Here is a 24246-nt window from a genome sequence, read left to right on the forward strand (position 1 = left end):
CAGATCTGGGTCGGGGAAACCAGTGCGCCCCCATGAGTATGAAAGCTCGCAGGGTAGATTTGGACCCGATCCGCTGATCTCCATACCGGCCAGCGGCTTCTGAAATGCCGCACAAAAGGCCTGATAGAAGACCGCACTCGATCACACCTCAGGAAGCGTCAAAAGCAACTTGCATCACGGGCGGCAACCATAGAAGGGGGCTTTCTCATGTTAGGAGAACTGCGCTCTGCAAACATGACCGAGGCGTCATGTTCACAAAAGTGGATTTCTATAACACGAACGCCCCACTGCTCTGTCACGCACAGGCGGTTAGTTGACTGCCATGTCCTCGGGCGATTTGCCTGCTTCTAAGGCTGCGACAAACCACAGCGGCTTGCGTCCCCGGCCTGACCAGGTGAGGGCCGCGTTTTCTGGATGCCGGTACTTCGCGGCGGCGGGCGCACGGCTGGGTTTCACCTCGGTGCCAATCAGGTCTGCAAGAGAATAGCCCATCTCTTTGGCAATGATCTCGAGCTTGCTGCGGGCATCGCTTTTCTGCCGGTCCTCAAATGTGGAAATAGCCTTGGCCAGATCCTTCTGCAGGCTTTTGAGCTCCTTGAGCGACATTGCCTCGATGTTGAATTCAGTCACGGGTGCCTCGTGTCCAAAATGATGTCCTTGGGATAGCCGTCACGGCGCGGGCTCGCAACTCCGATCGGGCTTGGGCGCGAATGGCAAGCAAAGGGACTGCGAGGTGATCCGCCGCTATGGGGGTAAGGACTTCGGGCTTACCGTCTTATCAGGGCGGGGAAAGACATGTTCTGCAAGAGCCCCCGATCACTCCTGTCCCCGGTGCCATCCCTTCGACTGACAATCCCCTAAGCCTGTTCGGTCTCTGGCGCGCAACCCCGCGTCAGTCTGGGCCGTGTTGGCTAGCGTTTCTTTGGAAACGCGGCACCTGCCCGCTCCACCCCGGACCTTTGGGGGTTTCCGTCTGGTCTGATGGCCCAGCCGTGCACGCCTCACCCGACAGGCTTCTTTCGGGTCTTGTCGAAGGGACGGTCCCAGGGACAGGAAAAACAGGAGCTACCAAATGCAGAACATCGTCATCCTCGCCGGCAACATCGGTCAAAAGCCCGAAGTCCGCACCACCCAGGGCGGCACGAAGATCACCAACTTCACCCTCGCCACCTCGCGCCCCCGCCTCTCGGAAGGTCGCGTGATGCGCGACGAGAACGGCTATCGGGTCATGGACACCGAATGGCACCGCATCACCTGCTTCAACGGTCTCGGCAAGACGGTCGCCGAGCACTGCGAAAAAGGCATGAAGGTCCTCGTCCACGGCCGTATCCACTACACAAAGTGGACCGACGCAACCGGCGTTGATCGCTACGGCTGCGAGATCATCGCGGAGAAGGTCGACTTCCTGAGCCGCCCGAAGGCGACCGAGAATGAAAACCCCGAACTGGTCGACCGCGACGATGAGATCCCGTTCTGAGTAACGGGGTTTCCCCAAGGCCCGGCGGGGAAATCCGCCGGGTTCGGTTGCTCTCGGCCCTTTGCGGACGTTCAAGGCGACGACAGCAGCGTCTACGGCTGGGGCGAAGACGACGCAGTGTCGTCAGCGTGCATCAAACTGCAAGCGATAGCCCGCCGTATCGACTGACCTCGGCTTCTACCTCGGCGATTAGACTGTCGAGGGCTGGATTGCGGGACTTGCGGGCGCGGCGCACGACATAGGCGAGGTCGGGCGGGGGCGGCAGGCGCGTTCGTATGATCTCCATTTCAGGTCGGATGTGGCGATCGCTCAGCAGAGCTACGCCAAGTCCGGCGAGGACACCCGCCACGATCCCCGCGGCACTGGAACACTCGAACACGGTTTCGAGCAGCGCGCCGTCATCCTGTCCGATGTCCAACGCCCAATGGCGGTAGAAGCAGTTGTCATCGAAAGACAGGAACGGAATCGGAGCATCAGCCGGAAGGGGCGATCCCGCAAGCTTCACCCAGTGCAGGCCTTCGCGGAACAAGACCACATCGGTCGGGCGCACTTCATGCGCGAAAATCTGGACGATGGCGGCGTCCAGCTCGCCCCGGTCCAACATGCCGCGCAAGACGACGCTCATCCTGACCTTGGTCCGCACCGCGACCTGCGGATGCAGCCGGTGGAAGCGACCAAGGATGCGCGACAGATCCGTGCATGTGGTGTCTTCGGTCAAGCCCAGTTGAATGCGACCGGCAAGATCAGTCTTGGTAAGGCTGAGGAGCGCTTCGTCATGAAGGTCAAGGATGCGGGCGGCGTAGTCCAGAAGGTCCTGCCCTGCGCTGGTGAACATCGGTGCGCCTGCGCGACGGCTGAGAAGGTCGCAATCAAGGCTGGTTTCCAGCCGCTTCACCTTGTGGCTGACAGCGGATTGGGTCAGCCCAAGTGCCTCGGCGGCGCGGGTCACACCCCCATGCTGCTGGATGGCACGCAGCGCACGCAAGGCGTCGATATCAAGACGGCGGGTGGACAGATCGGACATGCGACCTCTTGGTGGCTCTGCCTTTTCTATTACAGTAATTGGGATCCGCCACAAACGATCATTACACGCACCGCAAACCTTTCATCTTCACATCGAAATTTGTCATGCCCAAAAGCCCGACACGCCGCGTATCCCGTCCAAGAATAGAACCGGAAAGCATCCTGTATGACCACGCTGAACACCACGTCCGGGATCCGGCATCCCCTTCTTTGGCCGCTGATGGCGGTATTGCTTGTGATCGGATGGAGTTCCGGCTTCGTGGGCATTCGCTTTGCGAACGAAGAAGCCAGTGTTTTCCTTCTCCTGTTCTGGCGCACACTCCTGTCAGGTCTGATCCTCCTGCCATTCGCTCTGTCTTTCGGACCGAGCCTTGGCTTGCGTGCGGTCGGGTTCCAGATGGCGTTCGGGGTGTTGTCGGTGTTTTTCTATCTCGGCGGCTTTGCTCTTGCTATCGAACAGCGCGTTCCGACCGGGCTGATCGCGTTGATCTCGGACCTTTTGCCCCTTGCCATCGCAGCGTTGTCGCAGCCCGTTCTGGGCGAACGCTTGGCGGGACGGCAATGGGTGGGCACCGTCATCGCGGTGGCAGGGGTGGTAATCGTATCGTTCCACAGCTTGACCTTGGGAACAGCCCCGCTTTGGGCTTACGGCTTGACCGTGGCTTCGATGCTGATCTTCGCGCTGGCCTCAGTCCTACACAAAGGGCGGGAGGAACTGCGCATGCCCTGGTATCAGGCGCTGTGCATCCAGACCTTAATTGGCGCAGTTCTATTCGGCGTCAGCGCATTGATTGCAGGCGATGGTCTTGCACCACCAATGACGACCAGCTTTGCGATCGGCATGGCATGGCTGGTTCTTATCGCCACGTTTATGACTTACGCGGTCTATTACACCAGCCTCCGCCTGTTTCCCGTCGCTAAGGTCAGCGCAGCGATCTACCTCAGCCCGCCGGTGACAATGATCTGGGCCTGGGCCCTGTTCGGCGAACCGCTCACATTGGTGATGTTCGCGGGCCTTGGGGTGACCCTCGTTGGGGTTTGGCTCACGTCGCGTCATGGTTCGTAACGTTGAAAATCGAAAACTGCGAAGACGCTGCTTGGCAACACCACGAAGGTCAGTTGTCCGCCCGACGCTCCCACTCCCGGTCCGAGACGTGGTATCTTGAGGTGGTCGGCATGACCGAAGAAGGGTGGGCCCGGTGGACTGGAGGTATACTCATGCCCAACGATCTTCTCCCCGCCCTTCGTCCTGCTCGCGTCGCCTGGAACAAGGGCCGCATCATTGGTCAGAAGCGCCCGCTCTTGCCGCGGCATGTCTGGTCCATCCGGGTTCGCCTCGAAATGGCCGACAACCAGCGCGACCTCGCGCTGTTCAACATGGCCGTAGACAGCAAGCTTCGCGGATGCGACCTCGTCGCGCTGCGGGTCCGGGACGTGTTTGCCGCTGGACGGGTCAAGGAACGTGCCTCAATGATCCAGAGCAAGACCGGCAAGCCGGTCCGCTTTGAGATCACTGAAACTACCCGGCTGTCGCTCGATCGTTGGATCCGCGACCCTGAAATGATTGGACTCGATTTCCTGTGGCCCAGCCGGATCCATGGCAGCCCGCACCTGTCCACGCGACAGTATGCGCGGATCGTTCGAGGTTGGGTGATGTCGCTGGGCCTCGAACCGAGCGCCTACGGCACGCATTCTATGCGACGCACCAAAGTCGCGCAGATATACAAGAAGACCGGCAACCTGCGTGCAGTCCAGCTACTGCTGGGCCACACCAAGATGGACAGCACGGTGCGCTACCTCGGCGTCGACATCGAGGATGCGTTGTCCCTGTCAGAGGGGATAGACCTGTAGACATCCCGCCGACCGGCACAGCTTGCGTCGGTCGGCCCAAAGAGGACGGTCGGCCGGCTCCGGGCGCCGCTTTCCCAGAGCGGACGTTGTGTTATACGCAACGCGACCTATAGGGAAGCGTCTGCTTCGCGCGGGACTCCGACCGCCGTTCGCATCACAGTCGTCCTCACGCTTCGGGGCGCATGATGAAGTTGATCTCCGCGCGGTCGATGCGTACCGTGACGCCAGTTGAATATCAGGGAACGACCTCATGAAGCCAGCCTCCGAGCCCCGCAAACCTGTCCTGGCTTTTGCGGTCCTGATCCTTCTGGCCGGTCTGGTGATCGCCGCGGTCTGGTGGGCGACGCGCCCCGGTCCCTTGCTGATCCAGGGCGAGGTTGCGGCGCCGCGTGTCGATGTCTCGGCCCGGACCTCGGGTCGCGTCACGGGGATTGGAGCCGATCTGGGCCAACGCGTCGAAGAGGGCCAAAGACTTGCCAAGCTGTCGAACCCGCAACTGGTGACCGCCCATGCGGCCGCCGCCTCCGGCCTCGAGGTCGCCCGCGCCTCCGAGGCCGCCACGGGCGCCACCCGGCCCGAGGTGATCCGCGCCCGCGAGGCCGAGTTGGCCGCGGCCCAAGCCGATCTGCGCCTTGCCGAGGAACAGCTGGGGCGCGACACCGGCCTGTCGCAGCAGGGGTTGCGCCCGCAGGCGGCGCTGGACCAGTCGACGCGCAACCTCGACGCCGCCGCAGGCCGGGTCGAGGCCGCCGAGGCGCAGCTGGACCTGGCCCGCACCGGTGCCTCGCCCGAGGAACGCGAGGTCGCGCGCGCCCAGGTCGCCCAAGCCGAGGCCGCGCTGGCCCAACGCCAGGCCGATCTGGACGAGCTAGAGATCTTCGCGCCGATGTCCGGCGAGATCTCGGGCCGCATGATCGAGCTGGGAGAGAATGTCGGCCCCGGCGCGCCCCTGTTCACCATCGTCGATCTGGACCAGGCCTGGTTCACATTCAACCTGCGCGAGGATCTGCTGGCGGGGCTGGCCGTAGGCGACCGGCTGACCGTCCGCATCCCCGCGCTGGATGTCGAGACCGAGGCCGAGATCACGCTGATCAACGTGCAGGGCCAGTTCGCCAGCTGGCGCGCCACCCGCGCGACGGGCGATTTCGACCTGCGCAGCTTCGAGCTGCGCGCCCGCCCGGTCCAGCCGCTGGAGCGTCTGCGCCCCGGCATGTCGGCCCTGATCCAGCTGGACCGCTAGGCCATGCTGGCGGTCATGGCGCGGGAGTTCCGCTTGCTGCCGCGCCGCCCGGCGCTGGCGGGGCTGGTCGTGGTGCTGCCGCTGATCATGCTGCTGGTGCTGGGCGGCATCTTTCGCGCAGGGATTCCCACGGGCATGGCGGTGGCGGTGATCGACCTCGATCGGTCCGACCTGTCGCGCGCCGTCGCGCGGATGCTGGACGCCGCGCCCGAGTTGACCGTGACCCATCGCGCATCCGACCTCTCCGAGGCGCGGTCGCTGATCGTGTCGGGCGCGGTGCGCGGCGCGGTGCTGATGCCGCCGAACCTGGAACGCGACATCACCCGGGGCGAGCGTCCCGAGATCGTGACCTTCTACGACAACCAGCACATGAGCGCCGGATCGCTGGTCGCGCGGGGTGCCCGCAACGCCATCGAAACGGCACTGGCCGGGCTGCGCCTGTCGGTGCGCCAGGGCCGGGGCGAGGCGCCCGTGCAGGCCATGGTCAGCCTGCAGCCCATTCCGATGCAGGCCCATGCGCTGTTCAATCCGGCCTTCGACTACGTGCATTTCCTGCTGGCGGCGCTGATCCCCACGGTGCTGCAGATCATCGCCGCCGCGGCGACCGCCTATGCGGTCTCGCTGGATTTCGGGCCGGGGCGGCATCCCCGCGTGCTGATGCGCATGGCGGGAGGCATCCTGCCCGCCATGCTGGGCAAGATCCTGCCCTATACGATCATCTTCCTGCTGATCCTGGGCCTGTCGGACGTGGCGCTCTATGGCTGGCTGGCGGTGCCCCTGCGCGGATCGCTGTGGCTGATGGCCCTGGGAGCGGTCCTGTTCGTGCTGGCCTGCCAGATGATCGGCGCGCTGGCCTTCGTCCTCAGTCGCGACATGGGCCGGGCCGCCAGCCTGATCGCGATCATCACCGCCCCGGCCTTCGGCTTCATGGGGCTGGGCTTTCCGCGCGAGGCGATGTCGACGCTGGCCCAGGCCTGGGGCGCGGCCATTCCCGGCACCTGGTATGTGCAGCTGCGCATCGACCAGTCGCTGCGGGCGACGCCCCTGGACATATCCGCGATGTCCGTCCTGTGGCTGGCGGTGATCGCAGGCGTGCTGGCGGCGCTGATCCTGTTGCAACTCTCGCGCCTGGCCCGGCAGGAGGTTGCCGCATGAGCGCTCTGGCGACTGCCTTCCGGGCCGAGCTGCGCGCCATCCTCGGCGACCGGCAGGTGCGGATGATCGTCCTTCTGGCACTGGTGATTTATGCGCTGATCTATCCGCTGCCCTACCGGGCCGAGCTGCTGCGCGACGTGCCCGTGGTGCTGGTCGATCAGGACCGCAGCACGGCCTCGGCGGATCTGGCGCGCCGGGTCGATGCCTCCGAGGCCGTCGCCCTCGCCTACGCGGCCCTTGACATGGCCGAGGCCACCCGGCTGGTCCATCAACGCCGCGCCTATGGCGTCATGCTGATCCCGGACGGGTTCGAACGCGCCCTGCTGCGCGGTGATCAGAGCCCGGTCGCCCTCTATGCCGATGCCAGCTATTTCCTGATGTATCAGCGCGTGATGCAGGGCGCCGCCGTCCCCCTGCGCCAGATGGGCGCCGAGATCGAGGCCGGGCGCCTGATCGCGCAAGGCACGCCCCGCGCCGTCGCCGCCGCGCAGGTCAGCCCGGCCAACCAGATCGAGGTGCCGCTGTTCAATCCCGCCGCGGGCTACGCGACCTATGTGCTGCCCGCGGCCTTCGTGCTGATCCTGCAGCAGACGATGATGATGGGGCTGGCGCTGGCGGCGACACGGCGGGGACCGCTGCCGGGGCGCCCGGTCTGGCGGCTGCTGGGACAGGCGGGGGCTTGGCTGGCGATCTATTTGGGGCTGCTGCCGATCTACCTGATCGTGCTGCCGGTGCTTTACGGGCTGCCGATCCTTGGGGGGCCCGGGTCGTTGATCATGCTGGGCCTGCCCTTCCTGCTGGCCGCCGGCTTTCTGGCGCAGCTGGTCGCGGCGCTGTTCCGACGGGCCGAGGTCGTGCAGGTCGTGCTGCTGGCGATGGGGCTGCCCTTCTTCTTCCTGTCGGGCTTCGCTTGGCCGGTCGAGGCGATCCCCGCGCACCTGAATGCGCTGGCGCAGCTGATCCCGTCCACCGCGGCGATCGACGGGCTGGTGCGGGTGACGCAGATGGGCGCGAGCCTGCCGCAGATCGCGCCCATCCTGTGGCATCTCTGGGCGCTGGCGGCCGGGCTGGGCCTCATCGTCCTGGCGGTCGAGACCCGCCGCGTGGCAAGCGCGACACCCGCAGGTGATTGACCGTCGCCGTATGGGGCAGCCGGTTCCGATGGGGCCGCATCTTGGATGAACGGCACGTTCCGGCTGAACGTCAGTCCGTAGGATGGAGCGGACGCACGGCAATGGGCAGGTCGCAGATCAGACGTGCTTCGGAATGATCCGTGAGATTGAACGTCGACGCCGCGACCCTCGGAAAACGTCGGTGCGGCTGATTGAGTGCCGGGTTGGCGGCACTTGCGTTCGAGGAGCGCCGGCGCAGCGGCCGATGCTTGGCGGAGGGCAGGACGACGAAACTCGGTTTCGAGGCGCTGGTCCGGCCCGTCTGTTATTGCTGCGCCCGTGTTTGCTGTGGCCTGAACAACCTGGATGATGGCCTGTTCACGTTGCGGCGCGTCGCATGCTGGAGACCGCTGCCGCCGCGCCTCGTCCTGGCGCACCGCCGGCCCAGACCCGCCGTTCGACGTCTTTGCAACGAAGGTCCACTTGGAGCCCAAAGTACCAGTTACTGCACTATGCGCGAATGTCGGCCATCAATGATACTCCGCCTACACACGCGCAATCTCACGGATCAGATCATTTGTCTCTGGTCTCGTCGTTTGGTGCCGATAACGAAGAGCAGAAACAGTTCGCGAAATTTCAAGGCCGTCGATGGGTATCGAAACGAGGCCCCTGTCTGCTGGAATTGCCGTGGTTGGCAAAATCACCGCGCCTAATCCCTGCCGCGCGAGTTCGACTAACCAATCCACACGATTTGACCGATAGGCCGCGTAGAGTTCGAGACCTTGGTCTGCACATGCCCCATGCAACGCATCCCGCATTTCGCAATTGGGTCGATCGAGCATGTCAGTTTCAGCGAGTGTCGAAAGAGGAATAGCGTCTCGTTCAGACAACGGGTGCGACTTGGACACCACAACTTTGTAGGACTCGTCATAGAGCTGGTCTATTCGATAGAGGTCTTCACTGACCGTCGTCGCCGTGACAACGACGTCAAATTCACCCTTTCGCAATCCTGCCAGAAGCTTGGAGGCAGACGCCACGATCAACTCTATTTCGGCTTGCGGCAATCGTGTACGGAAGCGTCCCAAGGCGGCCGAAATCTGGTTGTGACCGATCGTTTCGCCAACTCCGACAGAAATAGGAACCCGCTCTAGTCGCGTGTGGCGGACGGCTTCTGCCTTAGCTGCCTGGGTTTCGTCATGCGCTTTCTGTAGCCTTGGCTGCATGAGTTTTCCGAGTGCCGTCAACCTGCATCCCGCGCGGTCCCTGACAAACAGATCACCCCCGAGCTCGTGTTCAAGCTTCTTGATCGCGGTCGTCAAGGACGGTTGGGAAACATTTGAGGCGCTAGCGGCATGGGTGAAGTTGCGATGCTGGCAGACAGCCAAAAAATACCTGATCTGGTTCATCTCCACTGCCACAGTCTCCGTCACTTTCCGCCATGAGGTTCACCATAGCACATGTCTATCAAAGAATAGAAGTTCGGGATTGGTGCCCGAGGCATTCGGCATGGGAAAAGGGTGCATCGAAACCAACCACGACGACCTGTCGATCAGGAGGCGACCATGAAAGCCCAAATTCTCAAGACACTTGCCGCTTTGGCCTTGATCACGACATCTGCACTCGCACAGGAAACCCCAATGGAAAATCACACTGCCAGCTACATCGCCATGCCCGCCGCTGAAGGCCAGACCGAAGCATTCGCCGAATTTCTGGCCGGAGCCGCCCCGATTGTCGCGGACACCGAACCAGGCACCGTGCTTTGGTTTGCCTTGCAAGCCGAAGATACGCTCGCGATCTTTGATATCTTCGTGGATGAAGAAGCGCGCAATGCGCATTTCTCCGGCGCTGTGGCCGCGGCTTTGAACCAAAATGCCGACGCGCTGGTCGCCGGGGGCTGGGACGATGGTGTTGTCGCGAATATCAACAATTCCGATGTCCTGTCGGTGAAGGAACCGGTTGATCTCTACTCGGCCACGACAGCCACGTACATCACGCTCGAAGCAGCACCCGGCAAAGGGCCGGAACTGGCAGCCTTGCTGACCGCAGCTGGTCCCATCGTCGGAGAAACCGAACCCGGCACATTGTTCTGGGCGGCGCTGCAGATTGACGAAACATCCTTCGCAATCTTCGACATCTTCGCCAACAATGCTGGCCGTGAAGCACACTTTGCCGGTCAAGTCGCCGGGCTGCTGAACGAACGGGCAGCGGAGTTGGTCGCTGGCGGGTGGGACGACGGTGTGGTCGCTAACGTCCACAACTTCGACATCCTCGCCATCAAGTAACGCGATGTGACAGGAACAAGAGGCGCCTGGTGCAACGCATCAGGCGCTTTGCCGAACGAATTTAGATTCACCGTGAAGCGGTCGTTCCAGCAACTGCAGCGAATTAGCGCTTGGTTCGCATTGCTGACCTCCATCCTTTGCGCAGCGACCGTCCGCTTTCCGCCCCTTACGTTGCCGAGAGTGAGAGCCGTGCCGGTTTTCCGTTGACGGGTTGAGGCTCGGGAGAGTGGCTCCCGGCGCCTGTCGCGGGAGATTGCCGATGGGCGTTGTTGAAGTTCTGGATCCGGTCGCACCGGCGCGGGCTGGTGGCTGGAAGGTGGATGTGAGCCGGGGTGAGCGGAACGGGCGGGTTTCGTCCGAATGGTTCAACCGGCCGGATGACGAGCGGTATTTGTCGCTCGACGATCTCTGGGCATCGGTGAAGGGCCGGTCCGAGCGCAGCCGCAGCCGTGTGGTTCAGACGGCGGACATCCGAGTTGAGGCAGCGCGCGACAACCCCGAGCGGCTGCACCTGGTCCTGCCGAAAGCGCAAGAACCGGTCGCGCCCACGCACTGGGCGTTCGGCCAGCTTGCCAGCATCGTCGGCGCTCCTGCCTCCTACCTGCGGCAACTGCCCGCGCCGCTGGCGGGGATCAATCTGCAATACGGCCTGACCAACCACCGCGCCGAGCAGGTGAAGACCTTCGAGACCGAGGATGGTCGCACCGAACTGCGCGCGGTCACCGGTCCGGACTATGGCCGCATCCACGACCACGAGCTGGTCGAGGCGGTGCAACGCATCGCGGGCAATGGCACGGGTGACACGCGCTGGAAGGTGCCGGGGGTGCTCGACTGGTCGACCGGGGTCTACAACCCCGATGTCGAGATCAGCCGTGACACGACCACGCTCTATGCATCGGACCGTGATGTCTTCTTGTTCCTGGTCGACGATCACAACCCGATCGAGGCGGGGCGCCTGCCCGATGGCTCCCCCGATCTCTACTTCCGGGGCTTTTATTGCTGGAATTCCGAGGTCGGGGCTAAGACCCTTGGCATGGCAAGCTTCTACCTGCGGGCAGTTTGCCAGAACCGCAACCTCTGGGGCGTCGAAGATTTCCAGGAGATCACGATCCGCCACTCGAAATACGCCGCCTCCCGCTTCGCCCACGAGGCGGCCCCGGCGCTGACACGGTTTGCAAATTCCTCGCCGCAGGGCTTCGTGAACGGCATCAAGGCGGCGCGGCAGCAGATTGTGGCGCGGACGGACGAGGACCGGGATGACTTCTTGAGGAAGCGGGGCTTCTCGAAGGCCGAGTCCGGCAAGATCATCGAGAAGGTGCTGATGGAAGAAGGCCGCCCGCCCGAAAGCATCTTCGACTTCGTGCAGGGCATCACGCGGCTCGCGCGCGACAAGACTCAGCAGGACGCCCGCCTCGATATGGAAGGGCGCGCCAAGAAGCTCCTCGACCGGGTCGGCTGAGGCCGCGCGTCGTTCGCTTGACCGCCCAAGCCCATTGGGCGGTCTGCTTTTGATAATTGCGCCGACGGCCCGCCCTTCGACAGGGCAGGGGGCGTCGGCGTTTTCATTTTTCGGAGACCCCCATGACCCCCCAGGAAGCAACCGTCATCCTTGAGGCCCGCGAAATCCTCGGCCGTTACCTTAGCCAAAATCCCGTCTTGGGCAGTTGGCAGGCAGTGTTGGACTATTGTGCGGTTTATGCCGACGCGGAGATTATGCCGATGTTGGTTTCTAGATCGCTGTTTCTGGCGGAGATCGCTGGGAAGGGGTTGGCATAATCAGAGAGCCTCGAGGAAGGCGAGGAGATTGTCAGTCGGCCGGAAGCGGCCGGGCTTCATGGTGATCGGGGCTGTCCTTTCGAGGGCTCGTTCCTTGATCTGCAAATCCGCGTGCAGGTAGATCTGGGTGGTTTCGATCTGTTCGTGGCCGAGCCAGAGTGCGATCACCGAGGTGTCGATCCCGGCGCGCAAGAGGCGCATGGCGGCAGAATGGCGCAGAACATGCATGGAGACGCGCTTCTTTGCCATTGTTGGACATTTGACCTGTGCTTCCGCAACGTATTTGGCCAGCCTGCGCTCAAGCGCATCGCGGCTAAGGGCGCGTCCCGTCTGTGTCGGGAATAGCGGGTCGCCAGACTGTCCCGCCCGCTCGGCAAGCCAAGCCCTCAGGACCGCGATGGTGCCGGATGTGAGCGGCGTGATGCGCTGCTTTCGCCCTTTGCCGGTGCAACTGACATGCGCACCGGCTCCGAGTTGAACATCGGCACGGGTCAGCCCGACTAGTTCAGACGCCCGCAGTCCTGTCTGGGCTGCAAGACTGAACAGCGCCGTGTCGCGCCGCCCGGTCCAGGTCGCCCGGTCCGGGGCGGCCAGCAGTGCATCGATCTCGGCCTCGGTCAGCCAGGTCACCAGCCGTCGCTCAAAGCGCTTCGGCGGTATTGCGAGAACGCGTTCGATGGTGGCGGCATGTTCGGGATGGCGCAGGGCTGCATAGCGGAACAGGGAACGGATTGCGGCCAGCCGGGCGTTTCGGGTGCGTACACCATTTTGCCGTTCGCGCTCCAGATGATCGAGGAAGGCACCGATCAGCGGCGCATCAAGATCGTCGATGTCGAGCCTGACCGGTGACTTGCCTTGTCGTTCCGAAGCGAAGACCAGAAGCAAGCGCAGAGTGTCGCGATAGGCTTGGATCGTGTTGGTGCTGACCTGACGCTGGCGGACGAGGCGGTCAGTGAAGAACGCCTGCAGTGTCGTTGCGAGCCCAGTCATGCGTCACCCGCAAGGTGGCGCTCAAGCATGTCACCAGCCAGGCCAAGCAATTCGGGCGCTGCCGACAAGTACCAGTAGGTGTGCTTAGGATCGACATGACCGAGGTAGGTGGCGAGCGTTGCGAGACGGGAGCCGGGATCACCTGACCGGTACCCCTCGGCGATGGTGCTGACGGCGAAGCTATGCCTTAGATCGTGAATCCGGGGTCGGCAGGTTGCCGAACGTGGAACAATCCCGCAATGATGCAGCAGTTTCTGGAAAGTTGGCTGCACGTGACTGTAGCGCAGCCGCTTGCCCGTTGAACTACTCAGAAGAACCGGCGCGCCGGAAGGACCCGGACGATCAGCTCGAAGCAGGTAGTTTTGCAAGACAGCGACTGTCGTCGGGTGCAACGGCAATGCCCGCGCCTTGCCAAATTTGCCCTTCCGGATCGTCGCTATTGCGCCGCCCAAGTCGAGGTCGTCGCAGTCGAGGCCGATCGCCTCGCCAATCCGCATACCAGTCACAGCCAGCAAGCCGACCAGCACCCGGTAGGTTGCCTGAACGTGTGTCTTGGGCAGGATATCCGTGGCGCGCATCAAGTCGGCCACCTCCTGCGGTGTGTAGAGATAGGGCGTTGTGCGCCTTCTCCGCGCCGGAAGAAGATCGTCTGGCGGCACTTCGCTCACATCGTCGAGCGAATGCAGGTGCCGGGCGAAGATGCGCACATCGGCCAGTCGCGCGTGGGTCCAGATCGGATCAGCGCCAGGAGGAAGCGTTGCCCAGGCCAGCGCCGTCACGGTCCGGACATGGGTCTCGCCATGATCCTCTGCGAAGGCAATAAACTGGCGGAGACGTCGCTCGACCTGGTCCATCTTGTAGCCCAAGGCGCGCCGCATGCTCAGATAGTCGGCCAGGACTTTGCGCAGATGGCTCATTGCGCATCCTCCGGCCAGGGGCGTGCGATCACGCGCAGGGTATCGTGGTCGACCTTGGCATATATCGCCGTAGTTTGCGCACGGCGATGCCGCAAGACTTGCCCGACTTCCGGCAAAGATGCGCCAGCACGCAGCAGTTGCGTCGCCGCGGTATGGCGCAGGCGATGCGCGTGCACCCGCCCGACGCCTGCCCGTCGCGCGGCATCCGCCACGATGGTACTGACCCGAGACTCGCTGAGCGCGTTATAAGGTGCGAAGTGTCGGACGAATACGGTCCTGCCCCGCGCCTTCGCTGGTCGCGCGTGACGTAGATACTGAGCCAGATAGTGACCTACGTCCACGGGAAGGGGTAGTCGTTCAAGACAGTTTCCTTTGCCATGCACGCAGATCGTGCCCGCACGCCAGTCAATATCGTCAAGCCCTAGTCTGGAGACCTCGCACCTCCGCAGGCCGAGCCGAACAAGAAGGGTCAGGATCGCCAAGTCGCGGACGCCATTGTCCGAGGCGGTATCGCAAGATGTGAGAATGCGCCGCACCTCTTCGGGTTCGAGCCCCTTGGGCAGTCCGGCCTGGTGGCGATATGTGACCGTCGGTACTGCCGGGACAAGCGAGCGCATCAAAACGCCCTCGAGATGGAGAAACCCGCAGAAAGATCGCAGTGCCGTGACGGTCAACTTCGCGACACCGGAATTCACAGCGGGACACCAAGCCACCACGAAGGAGGTGACATCAGAAGCGGTCAGGCTGGCAAGATCGAGATTGCCATCTCTCGTCTGTCGATCAAGGAACGGACGCAGGCAATCGACATATCGAAGGATCGCCGCAGCTGTCAGCCCGCGTTCAACTGCCAGGAACCGCCTGTACCGCTCCAGGATTTCACCAGCGGGGCCGTCTTCAACGGGGTTTTCGGCGGGTGGTACCAGCCCCAACCCACGCAGATAGACCAGAATGGCACCCAGTGCTTTGCGCGTCTTCAGCTTGCGGACGCCGGCAGCACGGCGGTCGGCCATGAACCGGTCTACTTTGGCCACCGTCAAATCGGCCATCGCGAGCTGTTGGCCCTCCAACCAAATGAGCAGGTCATTGAATAGCCTGCGTTGCTTCCAGATCGTGCCGACCCCGTAGCCCCGCCTCTGCAAATCCTCTTCGAGGCCATTAGAAAGGGCCGTGACCGGGTTCGCACTCCGTTTCTTTTTCGGTTCGATCGCCATGATATCTCCTCGTTTCGACGTGAACGAGAAGACGCTACCAGCTTCAGTCCCAAGGATTATGCCAACTACGATGCAAAAGCCTCGAGGGAATTTAAACACTTAGTGGCCAACATCGGGATAATCTCGGCCTCGGCATAAAACGCATTATGCAGACTTCGGCATAATGCCTTGGCCGTTCGCGGACCGGTCGAGCAGTTCCACGTCCTCTATCTCGACCGCAAGAACCGCGTCATCACGGACGCGCTCATGTCGGTCGGCACGGTCGACCACGTTCCGGTCTACCCGCGTGAGGTGATCAAGCAGGCGCTGATGCTGAATGCCAGCGCGCTGATCCTGATCCACAATCACCCGTCAGGCGATCCCACACCGTCGGAAGCTGACCTCAGCATGACCAAAGAGATCCAGAAAGGCTGCAAATATCTCGGCCTGACGCTGCATGATCACATCATCGTCGGGGCAGGGACCGAGCTGAGCCTGCGGGGGCTGGGCAAGATCTGATCCGTCCTCGGACCTATCCCTGCCGCCCCTTCGAGGAAGAGGGCGGCAGTTTGGTCTTTGACGGTCGAGGCGGGGAGAGCGGCTTCCCGCGCCGTCGGAGATCATCCCATGTTCGACCTCTCTCTTCCAGTTCAGCCGACTTCGCGCACCCATGGCTTCACGCATGGCCTGCAGAATGCCGCGTCGGATCCGAGTCTTCCCTTCGCGCTGACGCTGTCGCGCCACACGGCTGCAGCACTGATGTCGGCCGAGACCGCCGCCGCTGTCCTTGATCGTTTCGCGACATTGGCCGAGGCCATGCGCGGGGCAATCCGCCATGCCGAAGAGGTCGCACCGGATGCGGCCCCGCAGCTTCTGGCGATCCTCGACCGAGATGACCGTCTGGTTCTCGCAGGTGCGGCCTGTGATGGCGCCGTCGCGTGGTGCCATCCAGTGATGAGCGCTGCCGAGGCGCGTGCCGTCGTCAGTGAGGCGAGCCAGCTTCGCGCGCAGGCAGGGCGCGCAGCGGACTGGAGCGAGACCGATCAGGCGCAGCGCCTGCGTCACCACGCCGATCTTCTTGACGCCCGCCTCGTCGATCCGCTGTGGCGCGCCTTCGTCGCGCGGGCCCTGCAGATCGCGGCGTGAGGTCCCAGAGACAGAGGAGGGCAGGGGGTCTTGCGAGTTTTGCAGGTTGAAGGAGATCGCCCGGCCGGCTCCGACCCTTCCCCCATTTCCGGAGAATTTCATGACACAAGCTGAACCCAGCCTCCCGGCGCCAATGCCGCCGTCCACGATCGACTTCGCCTCGGTGTTTGCGGCCCAACTCAAGCAAGCCGACCGCGAGGCCGAACTGCGCCCTGCCAACAAGGAGCGCCTGTTTGATGCGCTGTCCACCGCTGGCATCACCCATGTCACCGTGACCTTTGATGGCGAGGGTGACAGTGGTCAGATCGAAAGCATCTCCGCTTGGGCGGGTGATGCCGCTGTGGAGTTCCCCGCCGTCGAAATCCCCTATGCCGCGATCACCTGGGACAGCCCGGCGGTCGAAATGCGGCAGTTGTCGCTTGCCGACGTCGTCGAGCAGATTGCCTACGATTTGCTCGACGACACTCACGGCGGCTGGGAAAACAACGACGGCGCTTATGGCGAGTTCTGTTTCGACGCCTCTGCCAGCTGCATCCATCTCGAGTTCAACGAACGGTTCACGTCGTCCGAACTCTTCACCCACGAATTCTGAGGGGGCGGCGATGGCACATCCTTACCACCACGCCCTGTCTTCGGTGAAAAAATGGGGCGGCACCGTTGACGACTACCAGTCGATCCACGCCTGGTACGACAGCTCGAAAGCCCATTCTGCGGACTTTCGCCACAGAGCCATGTTTCATCATGCGGCGGGAGTCTGGCTTTCCGAGATAGTCTTCGGGCCGACGATCACGCTGTCGACCGGCAGGATCATTCCGACCCGATGGGTGGGCGAGCAGCATGTCCGCGAGGATCTTGGCTTCATTCCGAGCTTCACGGATTGGGTCAAGGCGATCCGGCCAGAACCCTGGATGGGCCGCACGGAGAAGATCGAGGCGCTGGTCGATCCGCAACTGGCGCCGCCGGTCCTGGAGGTCCGCTGACATGAGCCGGGCTTACCTCAATCTTGGCGTCTCGCCTCGGATCACGCCGCTCGCGATGTTGCGCGTTGCCATCTCTCGCCTGCATCCCGACACGCTGGCCGTCCGCAGCTGGCGCGCGGCGCGCAAACGCTACTACCGCGAGCTCTTGCAGGCCCATGCAAAGGCTCAGGTTCGAGCGCAAGTCGCCTGTGAGTGATTGGCGTTCCTCGACCTGCATTTTCCAATCCGCCCGGCCCTCTGGCCGGGCCTTCTCATTTCTGGAGGTACTATGGCCGACTATTTCACCCACTTTTCCTGCGTTCTTGACGTGGGTTCCCCCGAAAAAGCTATCGCGGCGCTCGATCTTCTGACCCGCCTGCATCTCGACGAGGAAGGATCGGACGATCCGGCATATTCGGGCTTTGAAATGTCGCAGCAGGACGGTCCCGAAAGCTCAATCCTCTGGTTCCATGACGATGAGGGGGAAAGCGATATCGAAGGCGTCATACGCTTCGTGCTGTTCCTAGCGGAAGAGATCGAGCTCACTGGTCTTTGGGGGTTCGAAGTCGCTTACACCTGTTCCCGGCCCCGATTGGACGCCTTCGGCGGTGGAGCGCATGTCATTGACCTCGGAAAGCGAAAATCCATCGGCTGGACCAGCACGCATGAATGGCTTGAGGCCGCGCTCCGCGGGGAGGACTTCGATGCCTGAAGTCATCTGTACCACCGTTTATCAGTTCCCCGAACTTTCCGACACCGCTAAGGAGAAGGCGCGCAGCTGGTATCGCGAACTCGGGCCCCATGACGATTGGTGGGACGCGGTCTACGAGGATTTCGAGCGGGTCTGTGAAATCCTCGGCATTCGTTTGAAGACCACGCCCGTCCGCCTGATGGGCGGCGGGACAAGACAGAAACCCTGCATCTGGTTCTCCGGGTTCTGGAGTCAGGGCGATGGGGCGGCGTACGAGTGCTATTGGTCTCACAGCAGAGGTGCCGCCGCCAGCATCCGGGACTATGCCCCGACGGATGCGACGCTGCATGATATCGCCGACCTGCTGCAAGCCATCCAGCGGCGAAACTTCTACCAGCTCGCCGCCGAGGTCAGTCACCGTGGCCGCTACTATCACGAATACACCATGTCGGTGGACGTCACGCGCGACAGCCCGACTTGGCAGCCGCCGACCGAAGACGCCGAGGAGATAGTGACCGAGGCGCTGCGCGGCTTGGCCCGATGGCTCTACCGCCAGCTTCAGGCCGAATACGACCACCTCACCTCGGACGAGGCAATCGAAGAGGGGATCATCGTCAACCAGTACACCTTCACTGAAGGAGGGCGGCGCTTCGGGTGATGGCTGCGGTCAAGATTTCTGTCGCAATCATCTGCGCGCGGCCCTGAAGGCCAAGAAATCCTTCGGATACCAGCAATTTCTCGGTTACCGCTTCAACAAGCTTCGGGTTCATGTTTTCGGTGACCCGCAGCGCCTCCCGACAGGCATCAGGAAACCTGGAACATGCCTCAACGACATAGTCGGTGCCTATGGCTTGGGCGACGGCGGCGATGTCGAACATGTCCCGGGGCTGAAGTTGCGAACCCCGAAAGACCACTTTTTTAGCCAGAATTTCAGCGGGTGTCTCGAGCCTGACATTTCGCCCGCGAATTTCAGCTTTGGTGAAGGGCGTTTCAGTGACCGGGTCGCAGCAAATAAAATCGATCTCACCGACGCCCTCGAACACGATCTTCAAAGCGCGGGTGCCATCGGTTTCGTAGTCGCTTGGCGCAAGCGCCAGATCGTAGTCTTGCGTTTCGGGGTTCAGGTAGGGGAGATACTGGGCATCCTCGATGAAGAGGTCGATGTCGTGACTTTCGCGATGGTTGATTTGCAGCATAAGTGCTGTGCCGCCGCCAAAGCTCCAGCTGTTCATCCCGATGCCCTGGGCATTGGCCTGATCGATGATTGCCATTGCCATGTCGAAAAGCTCAGGCCAGCGGCTCGGCAGAGGCGTATTCATTCAGACCGCAAGCGGCAGCTGAAATCCGGCGAGGACGGAGAATTTCTTGGCCACTTGGGTGACCGCATCCTTGCTCACACCCATCTCGTCGATGAACGATTGCTGCAGTTTGGGCGACACTTCGGACAGGAAGGCGAACACACTGCAGTCGTAGGAATCGGCACTTTTGATATCGGCGAGTTTCTCGGCAAGCTGCGCAGCCGTCACCAGCACGCCGTAGGGCGCGCTGACTGTCGACATCACCTTTGCGGCAACCGAGGCCATGGCATCAACTCTGTGCAGATTTCTATTCCGTCAATGTAGTCGATGTACCTCAACAAAGCAATAAAGCCCCGTCAGCGCTGGTTTTCACCTGTTCCCGTCGATCCACTTCGACATCAGGCCCTTGTCTCGGAAACACTCGTCCGGAACAGCGCGGCGCTTGATCCGGGCAAGGCGCTCGGCAAAGGCGACCTGCTTAGAGGACGGCAGCTGGTCGAGGGCTGAGACCGGCTTCAGCCTGGCCTGCGCATCGATCCAGGAACTCAAGGCCCGCCGATCCTGCTGTACCTCCCAAGGCAGCAGCGTCTGGTTCTTGAGCGCCAGCGACCGCGCATAGGCGATCTGCTTGGGCGTGACGGGTACTGCAAAACTGGTGTCTTCCATCGGAGAAACTCCTTTGCTGTTTGGTGTTCATATATAGAACATAACGCGAACAAAATCAACCACCGCTCTGCCAAGGATTGAGATCCGAGAGGCAGAGGCAGGATGGGGCAGGGGGAGCAGGAAGGCTGCGCGAGAGCGCCTTCGGCTCTGCCATTTTCCTTAACCTGAGGTGTTCCGATGACGTTTCAACCGCTGATCCCGACCGTGCTGACGCCGGTCGCTGTTTCTGTTCTGACTGATCCTGCGACCGGGATCCTTGCCGTGGCCGATGCCCTGCAGCCGGATCTGGCGCAGGGTTTTCAGATCGACGCGCTGCGCCTGCGGCTGGAGATGGAGCGTGCCTTTGGCGGCTCCGATGCGATGGGCGCTTGGGATTGGAAACTGGCCTATGAGGCGGGCGAGGTGGCGCTGATCCTCTTCTTGCGGAAATTCGGACGCGGGCTGCTGGCCCGGGTTGGCTCGCCTGTTGGGCTCCTTCCGATCCTCGCCAAGGTGTCGGGCCTCTTGCCCACGCATACCCGACGCTCGGAGGAGATGGAGCGCTTCCAGCAATTCTCGACGCCGCTGCCTATGGGACTCGCGGCGCTCGCCGCCGCACAGATCACGCCCCACGACCTGGTCCTCGAGCCCTCGGCTGGGACCGGCCTTCTGGGGATCCTGGCTGAGATCGCGGGCGGCTGCCTTGCACTGAACGAATTGGCCGACACCCGCGCTGACCTTTTGCGCCTGCTGTTCCCGGGCCGCCCGGTCACCCGCTTTGACGCCGCGCAGATCGACGATCATCTCGACACGGGGCTTCGCCCCAGCGTCATCCTGATGAACCCTCCGTTCTCGGCTGTGGCCAACGTCGATGGTCGGACGACCGAGGCCACGGCCCGGCATCTGCGCTCGGCGCTTGCCCGGCTGGCCCCTGGTGGGCGGCTGGTCGCCATCACGGGTGCGAATTTCGCGCCACATGCCCCGGCCTGGGCCGAGACCTTCGCCCGCCTGACCGAAACCGCACATCTCGTCTTCACCGGCGCAGTGTTGGGGGCGGCTTTCGCCAAGCATGGCACCACTTTCGAGACCCGGATTTCTGTCTTCGACAAATGCCGTGGTGGCGAGATGGGTGGCGTCACCGCTGACCTGCATCAGCCAATGTCTCCGGATGTAGCGCATCTCCTCGCCCGGATCACCGCTGACGTTCCGCCACGCTTTGAGTCGGATCAGACCGCAACGGCTAGTCAGAGCCGTTTTCCCCTCTTCCCGGGAAACTCTGCCCCCTCCACACGCAAGGCCATCGGAATTTCTCGTGCGACTTCTGCGGCCCAACCCGCGCAAGCCATCGCTAAGGTCGAGGCCGAAGACCTCGCCTACACCCTGCGCGAGGGGCGCGAAAACGATGATACCGCGCGCCTGTCGGATGCCATTTATGAGACCTTCCGCCTGCAGGCGATCACCATCCCCGGGGCGGAACCGCATCCGACCAAGCTGGTGCAATCGGCAGCCATGGCCTCGGTCGCGCCCCCGAAACCCAGCTACCGCCCGAAACTGCCCGCTGCCGTCAAGTGCTGTGGCCTGCTCTCCGACGCGCAGCTCGAGACCGTGATCTACGCTGGTGAAGCGCACGGCGCGTATCTCGCGGGATCCTGGACCGTCGATGAGACCGGCGACATGGTTTCGGCCGCGCCGGAAAATGCCGCTAACGCCATCCGCTTCCGCCGCGGATTCTTCCTTGGCGACGGCACCGGCGCGGGCAAGGGCCGCCAGTCGGCTGGCGTGCTGCTCGACAATTGGTGCAAAGGCCGACGCAAGGCCCTTTGGGTGTCAAAAAGCGACAAGCTCTTGGAAGACGCACAGCGCGACTGGTCAGCTCTCGGTCAGGAGCGGCTGCTGGTCACGCCACTGTCGCGTTTCGCGCAAGGCCGCGACATCCCGCTTTCTGAGGGCATCCTCTTCACCACCTACGCCACACTTCGCTCGGAAGAACGCGGGGCCAAGAAATCCCGCGTCGACCAGATCGCGGGCTGGCTCGGGGCCGACTTCGATGGTGTCATCATCTTCGATGAAAGCCACGCGATGGCCAATGCCGCCGGCTCGAAGGGCGAGCGCGGCGATGCCGAGGCCTCGCAGCAGGGCAGGGCAGGCCTGCGCCTGCAGCACAAGCTACCGAATGCGCGCGTGGTCTATGTCTCAGCCACCGGAGCGACCTCGGTTCACAACCTCGCCTATGCACAGCGGCTTGGCCTCTGGGGTGGCGAAGATTTCCCCTTCGCGACGCGGGCGGAGTTCGTCGAAGCCATCGAGGCAGGCGGGGTTGCGGCGATGGAGGTCCTTGCCCGCGACCTGCGGTCCCTCGGCCTCTACACTGCCCGCTCGCTGTCCTATGACGGCGTCGAATACGAGATGCTGGAACATGCGCTGACCCCGGAGCAGCGCGGCATCTACGATGCCTATGCCGGGGCTTTCGCCATCATCCACAACAACCTCACCGCCGCCATGGAGGCCGCCAACATCACAGGAGAGAACGGCACGCTGAACCGGCAAGCCAAATCCGCTGCGCGCTCGGCCTTCGAGAGCGCCAAGCAGCGTTTCTTCGGTCACCTTCTGACGTCGATGAAGACCCCCACGCTGATCGCGTCCATCGAGGCCGATCTGGCGGCCGGATATGCCGCCGTCATCCAGATCGTCTCAACCGGCGAAGCGCTGATGGAGCGCCGCCTGTCGGAGATCCCGACCGACGAATGGAACGACATCCGCGTCGACATCACGCCTCGGGAATACGTCCTCGACTACCTCGCCCATTCCTTCCCGGTGCAACTCTATGAGCCTTGCACCGACAGTGAGGGCAATCTGTCGTCGCGGCCCGTGTTCCGTGACGGCCAACCGGTCGAATGCCGCGAAGCCGCCCGCAGGCGCGACGCGCTAATCGAGAAACTGGCGTCATTGCCGCCAGTGCCGGGGGCGCTCGACCAAATCGTCCAACGCTTCGGCACCGACCTCGTGGCCGAGGTGACGGGCCGGTCGCGCCGCATCGTCAGGAAGGGCGAAGGTCATGCCGCCCGGCTCGTCGTCGAAAGCCGTGCCGGCTCGGCCAACCTGTCCGAGACCGCCGCCTTCATGGACGACCAGAAGCGCATCCTGATCTTCTCTGATGCCGGTGGCACGGGGCGCAGTTATCACGCTGACCTCGGCGCCAAGAACCAGCGCCTGCGCGTCCATTACCTGCTGGAACCCGGCTGGAAGGCCGATGCCGCGATCCAGGGCCTTGGTCGCACCAACCGGACCAATCAGGCGCAACCATCCCTGTTCCGGCCCGTGGCCACGGATGTGAAGGCGGAAAAGCGGTTCCTATCGACCATCGCCCGCCGCCTCGACACGCTCGGGGCGATCACACGCGGCCAGCGCCAGACCGGAGGGCAGGGGCTCTTCCGGCCTGAGGACAACCTCGAAAGCGCTTATGCCCGCGATGCCTTGCGCCAGCTTTACCGCCGCATCTATCGCGGCGATGTGGCGGGCTGCTCGCTCGGCGCATTTGAGGATGCGACGGGCCTCAGTCTGACCGATGACAACGGTCTGAAGGACGATCTGCCCCCGATCACGACTTTCCTCAATCGCCTACTGGCGCTGACGATTGCGATGCAGGGCATCCTGTTTACAGCCTTCGAAGAGCTCTTGGCGCAGCGGATCGAAGGGGCTATCGCCGCCGGGGTTTACGACCTCGGGCTGGAGACGCTGCGCGCCGAGAGCTTCCGCGTCACGGATGCGCGGGTGATCTACGCCCATCCCGGCTCCGGCGCCGAAACCCAGCTTCTGACCATCGCAGAAAAGCGCCGCAACACGCCGACCGCGCTCGCGGATGCGCTGGACTGGCTTGATGACCCGAAGGCGCGGCTCCTGGTCAACAGCCGCTCGGGCCGCGCCGCGGTGCAGGTGGCCGCCACCAGCCTGATGCTGGACGACGGCACCATCGAACCCCGCCTGCGTCTGATCCGCCCCACCGAGGCCAGCACAGTCCCGGCCAAGATGATGGAGGACACAAACTGGCTCGAGGCCGACCGCGCGGCCTTCGCCGCCGCCTGGACCGATGAACTGGCTGAGATGCCGGAGTTCTCGGAAACTACGCTGCACATCGTGGCTGGCCTTCTACTGCCGATCTGGAAACAACTGCCCCAGGACGAAACCCGTGTCTACCGGCTGCAAACCGATGACGGCCAACGCATCATCGGCCGCCGTGTCTCGCCCGCCTGGGTTGCGACCACGCTGGCAGATGACGCGCCGAAGCTCAGTGCAGCGCAGGTCCATGCCCTCGTTCTTGAGGGCAAGACCGTGGTGCGGCTGGCGGAAGGAATGGAGTTGCACCGTTCCCGCGTCATGGGGGTCAACCGGATCGAGCTCTCCGGGTTCACGGAAGCGCAAAAAGACCGCCTCAAAGCCGATGGCTTCTTCTCGGAAATCATCGCCTGGAAGCTGCGCCTCTTCTGTCCGACGGAT

General features: G+C 63.0%; 24 protein-coding genes and 2 pseudogenes. 17 read left to right on the top strand and 9 right to left on the bottom strand.

Features of this window, described 5'->3' with window-relative positions:
* Positions 1–309 precede the first annotated feature (309 nt).
* Positions 310–630, bottom strand: coding sequence for an H-NS histone family protein (locus GBJ34_RS19960; protein WP_151720932.1), 321 nt, complete (start codon positions 628–630; stop codon positions 310–312).
* Positions 631–1072: 442 nt separating this feature from the next.
* Here GBJ34_RS19960 and GBJ34_RS19965 point away from each other — a divergent pair, with 442 nt between their 5' ends.
* Positions 1073–1477: a single-stranded DNA-binding protein gene (locus tag GBJ34_RS19965; RefSeq protein ID WP_151720933.1), complete on the top strand. Its 405-nt coding sequence runs from the start codon at positions 1073–1075 to the stop codon at positions 1475–1477.
* 133 nt (positions 1478–1610) lie between these two features.
* Here the strand turns inward: GBJ34_RS19965 and GBJ34_RS19970 are convergent, their stop codons facing one another.
* Entirely contained in the window at positions 1611–2501 is an 891-nt protein-coding gene (locus GBJ34_RS19970; protein ID WP_151720934.1) for a LysR family transcriptional regulator, read from the bottom strand.
* 165 nt (positions 2502–2666) lie between these two features.
* Between GBJ34_RS19970 and GBJ34_RS19975 the strand changes: the two genes are divergently transcribed.
* The 5 genes from GBJ34_RS19975 to GBJ34_RS19995 all read left to right on the top strand — a co-directional run bounded on the left by GBJ34_RS19975 (position 2667) and on the right by GBJ34_RS19995 (position 7879).
* On the top strand, positions 2667–3566 hold the full coding sequence (locus GBJ34_RS19975; protein ID WP_151720935.1) for a DMT family transporter: 900 nt from the start codon (positions 2667–2669) through the stop codon (positions 3564–3566).
* 152 nt (positions 3567–3718) lie between these two features.
* Complete coding sequence (locus tag GBJ34_RS19980; protein WP_151720936.1) at positions 3719–4351, top strand: tyrosine-type recombinase/integrase; 633 nt, start codon at positions 3719–3721, stop codon at positions 4349–4351.
* A gap of 250 nt (positions 4352–4601) precedes the next feature.
* Positions 4602–5591 carry an HlyD family secretion protein gene (locus tag GBJ34_RS19985; RefSeq protein WP_151720937.1) on the top strand — a complete coding sequence of 330 codons (990 nt, stop codon included), beginning with the start codon at positions 4602–4604 and terminating at the stop codon, positions 5589–5591.
* Between the two features lie 3 nt (positions 5592–5594).
* The gene (locus GBJ34_RS19990; protein ID WP_151720938.1) at positions 5595–6746 is read left to right on the top strand and encodes an ABC transporter permease; all 1152 of its coding nucleotides are present in this window, start codon (positions 5595–5597) and stop codon (positions 6744–6746) included.
* Positions 6743–7879, top strand: a complete 1137-nt coding sequence (locus GBJ34_RS19995; RefSeq protein WP_151720939.1) for an ABC transporter permease — start codon at positions 6743–6745, stop codon at positions 7877–7879. Before GBJ34_RS19990 ends, GBJ34_RS19995 begins: the two co-directional genes overlap by 4 nt.
* A 524-nt stretch (positions 7880–8403) precedes the next feature.
* On the opposite strand, the gene GBJ34_RS20000 is transcribed toward GBJ34_RS19995, so the two are convergent.
* Positions 8404–9264 (bottom strand): LysR family transcriptional regulator, encoded by an 861-nt coding sequence (locus GBJ34_RS20000; RefSeq protein WP_226341308.1) that lies wholly within the window; start codon positions 9262–9264, stop codon positions 8404–8406.
* Between the two features lie 156 nt (positions 9265–9420).
* Here GBJ34_RS20000 and GBJ34_RS20005 point away from each other — a divergent pair, with 156 nt between their 5' ends.
* The 3 genes and pseudogenes from GBJ34_RS20005 to GBJ34_RS21165 form a co-directional block, all read left to right on the top strand.
* Positions 9421–10140 (top strand): putative quinol monooxygenase, encoded by a 720-nt coding sequence (locus GBJ34_RS20005; protein ID WP_151720941.1) that lies wholly within the window; start codon positions 9421–9423, stop codon positions 10138–10140.
* A gap of 259 nt (positions 10141–10399) precedes the next feature.
* A complete protein-coding gene (locus GBJ34_RS20010) occupies positions 10400–11599 on the top strand; it encodes a DUF932 domain-containing protein (RefSeq protein WP_151720942.1) in 1200 nt (399 codons plus the stop codon).
* A 122-nt stretch (positions 11600–11721) separates the two neighbouring features.
* Positions 11722–11835 (top strand): annotated as a pseudogene (locus tag GBJ34_RS21165) (DNA repair protein); the annotation flags it as partial.
* An 81-nt stretch (positions 11836–11916) separates the two neighbouring features.
* Here GBJ34_RS21165 and GBJ34_RS20020 read toward each other — a convergent pair.
* From GBJ34_RS20020 to GBJ34_RS20030, 3 genes are read right to left on the bottom strand one after another with little or no spacing between them, the layout of a single operon-like run.
* A complete protein-coding gene (locus GBJ34_RS20020; protein ID WP_151720943.1) occupies positions 11917–12906 on the bottom strand; it encodes a tyrosine-type recombinase/integrase in 990 nt (329 codons plus the stop codon).
* Positions 12903–13823, bottom strand: a complete 921-nt coding sequence (locus tag GBJ34_RS20025) for a tyrosine-type recombinase/integrase (RefSeq protein WP_151720944.1) — start codon at positions 13821–13823, stop codon at positions 12903–12905. The genes GBJ34_RS20020 and GBJ34_RS20025 overlap by 4 nt, the downstream gene beginning before the upstream one ends.
* Entirely contained in the window at positions 13820–15034 is a 1215-nt protein-coding gene (locus GBJ34_RS20030; RefSeq protein WP_151720945.1) for a site-specific integrase, read from the bottom strand. Before GBJ34_RS20030 ends, GBJ34_RS20025 begins: the two co-directional genes overlap by 4 nt.
* 165 nt (positions 15035–15199) lie before the next feature.
* Between GBJ34_RS20030 and GBJ34_RS20035 the strand changes: the two are divergent.
* From GBJ34_RS20035 to GBJ34_RS20065, 7 genes and pseudogenes are all read left to right on the top strand, one after another.
* Positions 15200–15532 (top strand): annotated as a pseudogene (locus GBJ34_RS20035) (JAB domain-containing protein); the annotation flags it as partial.
* A gap of 108 nt (positions 15533–15640) precedes the next feature.
* Positions 15641–16159: a DNA repair protein RadC gene (locus GBJ34_RS20040; protein ID WP_151720946.1), complete on the top strand. Its 519-nt coding sequence runs from the start codon at positions 15641–15643 to the stop codon at positions 16157–16159.
* Between the two features lie 100 nt (positions 16160–16259).
* Positions 16260–16751 carry a DUF6878 family protein gene (locus GBJ34_RS20045; protein ID WP_151720947.1) on the top strand — a complete coding sequence of 164 codons (492 nt, stop codon included), beginning with the start codon at positions 16260–16262 and terminating at the stop codon, positions 16749–16751.
* Between the two features lie 10 nt (positions 16752–16761).
* Positions 16762–17139: a DUF6915 family protein gene (locus GBJ34_RS20050; RefSeq protein ID WP_151720948.1), complete on the top strand. Its 378-nt coding sequence runs from the start codon at positions 16762–16764 to the stop codon at positions 17137–17139.
* Position 17140: 1 nt separating this feature from the next.
* On the top strand, positions 17141–17335 hold the full coding sequence (locus tag GBJ34_RS20055) for a hypothetical protein (RefSeq protein ID WP_151720949.1): 195 nt from the start codon (positions 17141–17143) through the stop codon (positions 17333–17335).
* Positions 17336–17407: 72 nt separating this feature from the next.
* A complete protein-coding gene (locus tag GBJ34_RS20060) occupies positions 17408–17830 on the top strand; it encodes a hypothetical protein (protein ID WP_151720950.1) in 423 nt (140 codons plus the stop codon).
* On the top strand, positions 17823–18467 hold the full coding sequence (locus GBJ34_RS20065) for an antitoxin of toxin-antitoxin stability system (RefSeq protein WP_151720951.1): 645 nt from the start codon (positions 17823–17825) through the stop codon (positions 18465–18467). Before GBJ34_RS20060 ends, GBJ34_RS20065 begins: the two co-directional genes overlap by 8 nt.
* Here the strand turns inward: GBJ34_RS20065 and GBJ34_RS20070 are convergent.
* The 3 genes from GBJ34_RS20070 to GBJ34_RS20080 form a co-directional block, all read right to left on the bottom strand.
* A complete protein-coding gene (locus GBJ34_RS20070; RefSeq protein ID WP_226341307.1) occupies positions 18439–19128 on the bottom strand; it encodes a nucleotidyl transferase AbiEii/AbiGii toxin family protein in 690 nt (229 codons plus the stop codon). The two genes, GBJ34_RS20065 and GBJ34_RS20070, sit on opposite strands and share 29 nt — an antisense overlap.
* Entirely contained in the window at positions 19129–19392 is a 264-nt protein-coding gene (locus GBJ34_RS20075) for a hypothetical protein (protein WP_151720952.1), read from the bottom strand. It lies immediately after the preceding gene.
* A gap of 84 nt (positions 19393–19476) precedes the next feature.
* On the bottom strand, positions 19477–19773 hold the full coding sequence (locus tag GBJ34_RS20080) for a hypothetical protein (protein WP_151720953.1): 297 nt from the start codon (positions 19771–19773) through the stop codon (positions 19477–19479).
* A 177-nt stretch (positions 19774–19950) separates the two neighbouring features.
* Between GBJ34_RS20080 and GBJ34_RS20085 the strand changes: the two genes are divergently transcribed.
* On the top strand, positions 19951–24246 hold a 4296-nt coding region (locus GBJ34_RS20085), incomplete at its 3' end, for a strawberry notch family protein (RefSeq protein WP_151720954.1).

Source organism: Gemmobacter serpentinus, assembly GCF_008973825.1.
GTDB classification, from domain to species: Bacteria; Pseudomonadota; Alphaproteobacteria; order Rhodobacterales; family Rhodobacteraceae; genus Gemmobacter; species Gemmobacter serpentinus.

Excerpts from the sequence above, each read along its gene's own strand:
- GBJ34_RS19970 (WP_151720934.1), bottom strand. The coding sequence starts at position 2,501 with ATGTCCGATCTGTCCACCCGCCGTCTTGATATCGACGCCTTGCGTGCG.
- GBJ34_RS19980 (WP_151720936.1), top strand. The coding sequence starts at position 3,719 with ATGCCCAACGATCTTCTCCCCGCCCTTCGTCCTGCTCGCGTCGCCTGG.
- GBJ34_RS19985 (WP_151720937.1), top strand. The coding sequence starts at position 4,602 with ATGAAGCCAGCCTCCGAGCCCCGCAAACCTGTCCTGGCTTTTGCGGTC.
- GBJ34_RS20080 (WP_151720953.1), bottom strand. The coding sequence starts at position 19,773 with ATGGAAGACACCAGTTTTGCAGTACCCGTCACGCCCAAGCAGATCGCC.
- GBJ34_RS20075 (WP_151720952.1), bottom strand. The coding sequence starts at position 19,392 with ATGGCCTCGGTTGCCGCAAAGGTGATGTCGACAGTCAGCGCGCCCTAC.
- GBJ34_RS20020 (WP_151720943.1), bottom strand. The coding sequence starts at position 12,906 with ATGACTGGGCTCGCAACGACACTGCAGGCGTTCTTCACTGACCGCCTC.
- GBJ34_RS20055 (WP_151720949.1), top strand. The coding sequence starts at position 17,141 with ATGAGCCGGGCTTACCTCAATCTTGGCGTCTCGCCTCGGATCACGCCG.
- GBJ34_RS19995 (WP_151720939.1), top strand. The coding sequence starts at position 6,743 with ATGAGCGCTCTGGCGACTGCCTTCCGGGCCGAGCTGCGCGCCATCCTC.
- GBJ34_RS20050 (WP_151720948.1), top strand. The coding sequence starts at position 16,762 with ATGGCACATCCTTACCACCACGCCCTGTCTTCGGTGAAAAAATGGGGC.
- GBJ34_RS20070 (WP_226341307.1), bottom strand. The coding sequence starts at position 19,128 with ATGAATACGCCTCTGCCGAGCCGCTGGCCTGAGCTTTTCGACATGGCA.
- GBJ34_RS20030 (WP_151720945.1), bottom strand. The coding sequence starts at position 15,034 with ATGGCGATCGAACCGAAAAAGAAACGGAGTGCGAACCCGGTCACGGCC.
- GBJ34_RS19975 (WP_151720935.1), top strand. The coding sequence starts at position 2,667 with ATGACCACGCTGAACACCACGTCCGGGATCCGGCATCCCCTTCTTTGG.
- GBJ34_RS20060 (WP_151720950.1), top strand. The coding sequence starts at position 17,408 with ATGGCCGACTATTTCACCCACTTTTCCTGCGTTCTTGACGTGGGTTCC.
- GBJ34_RS19965 (WP_151720933.1), top strand. The coding sequence starts at position 1,073 with ATGCAGAACATCGTCATCCTCGCCGGCAACATCGGTCAAAAGCCCGAA.
- GBJ34_RS20025 (WP_151720944.1), bottom strand. The coding sequence starts at position 13,823 with ATGAGCCATCTGCGCAAAGTCCTGGCCGACTATCTGAGCATGCGGCGC.
- GBJ34_RS20065 (WP_151720951.1), top strand. The coding sequence starts at position 17,823 with ATGCCTGAAGTCATCTGTACCACCGTTTATCAGTTCCCCGAACTTTCC.
- GBJ34_RS20005 (WP_151720941.1), top strand. The coding sequence starts at position 9,421 with ATGAAAGCCCAAATTCTCAAGACACTTGCCGCTTTGGCCTTGATCACG.
- GBJ34_RS19990 (WP_151720938.1), top strand. The coding sequence starts at position 5,595 with ATGCTGGCGGTCATGGCGCGGGAGTTCCGCTTGCTGCCGCGCCGCCCG.
- GBJ34_RS20045 (WP_151720947.1), top strand. The coding sequence starts at position 16,260 with ATGACACAAGCTGAACCCAGCCTCCCGGCGCCAATGCCGCCGTCCACG.
- GBJ34_RS20000 (WP_226341308.1), bottom strand. The coding sequence starts at position 9,264 with ATGAACCAGATCAGGTATTTTTTGGCTGTCTGCCAGCATCGCAACTTC.
- GBJ34_RS20010 (WP_151720942.1), top strand. The coding sequence starts at position 10,400 with ATGGGCGTTGTTGAAGTTCTGGATCCGGTCGCACCGGCGCGGGCTGGT.
- GBJ34_RS20040 (WP_151720946.1), top strand. The coding sequence starts at position 15,641 with ATGTTCGACCTCTCTCTTCCAGTTCAGCCGACTTCGCGCACCCATGGC.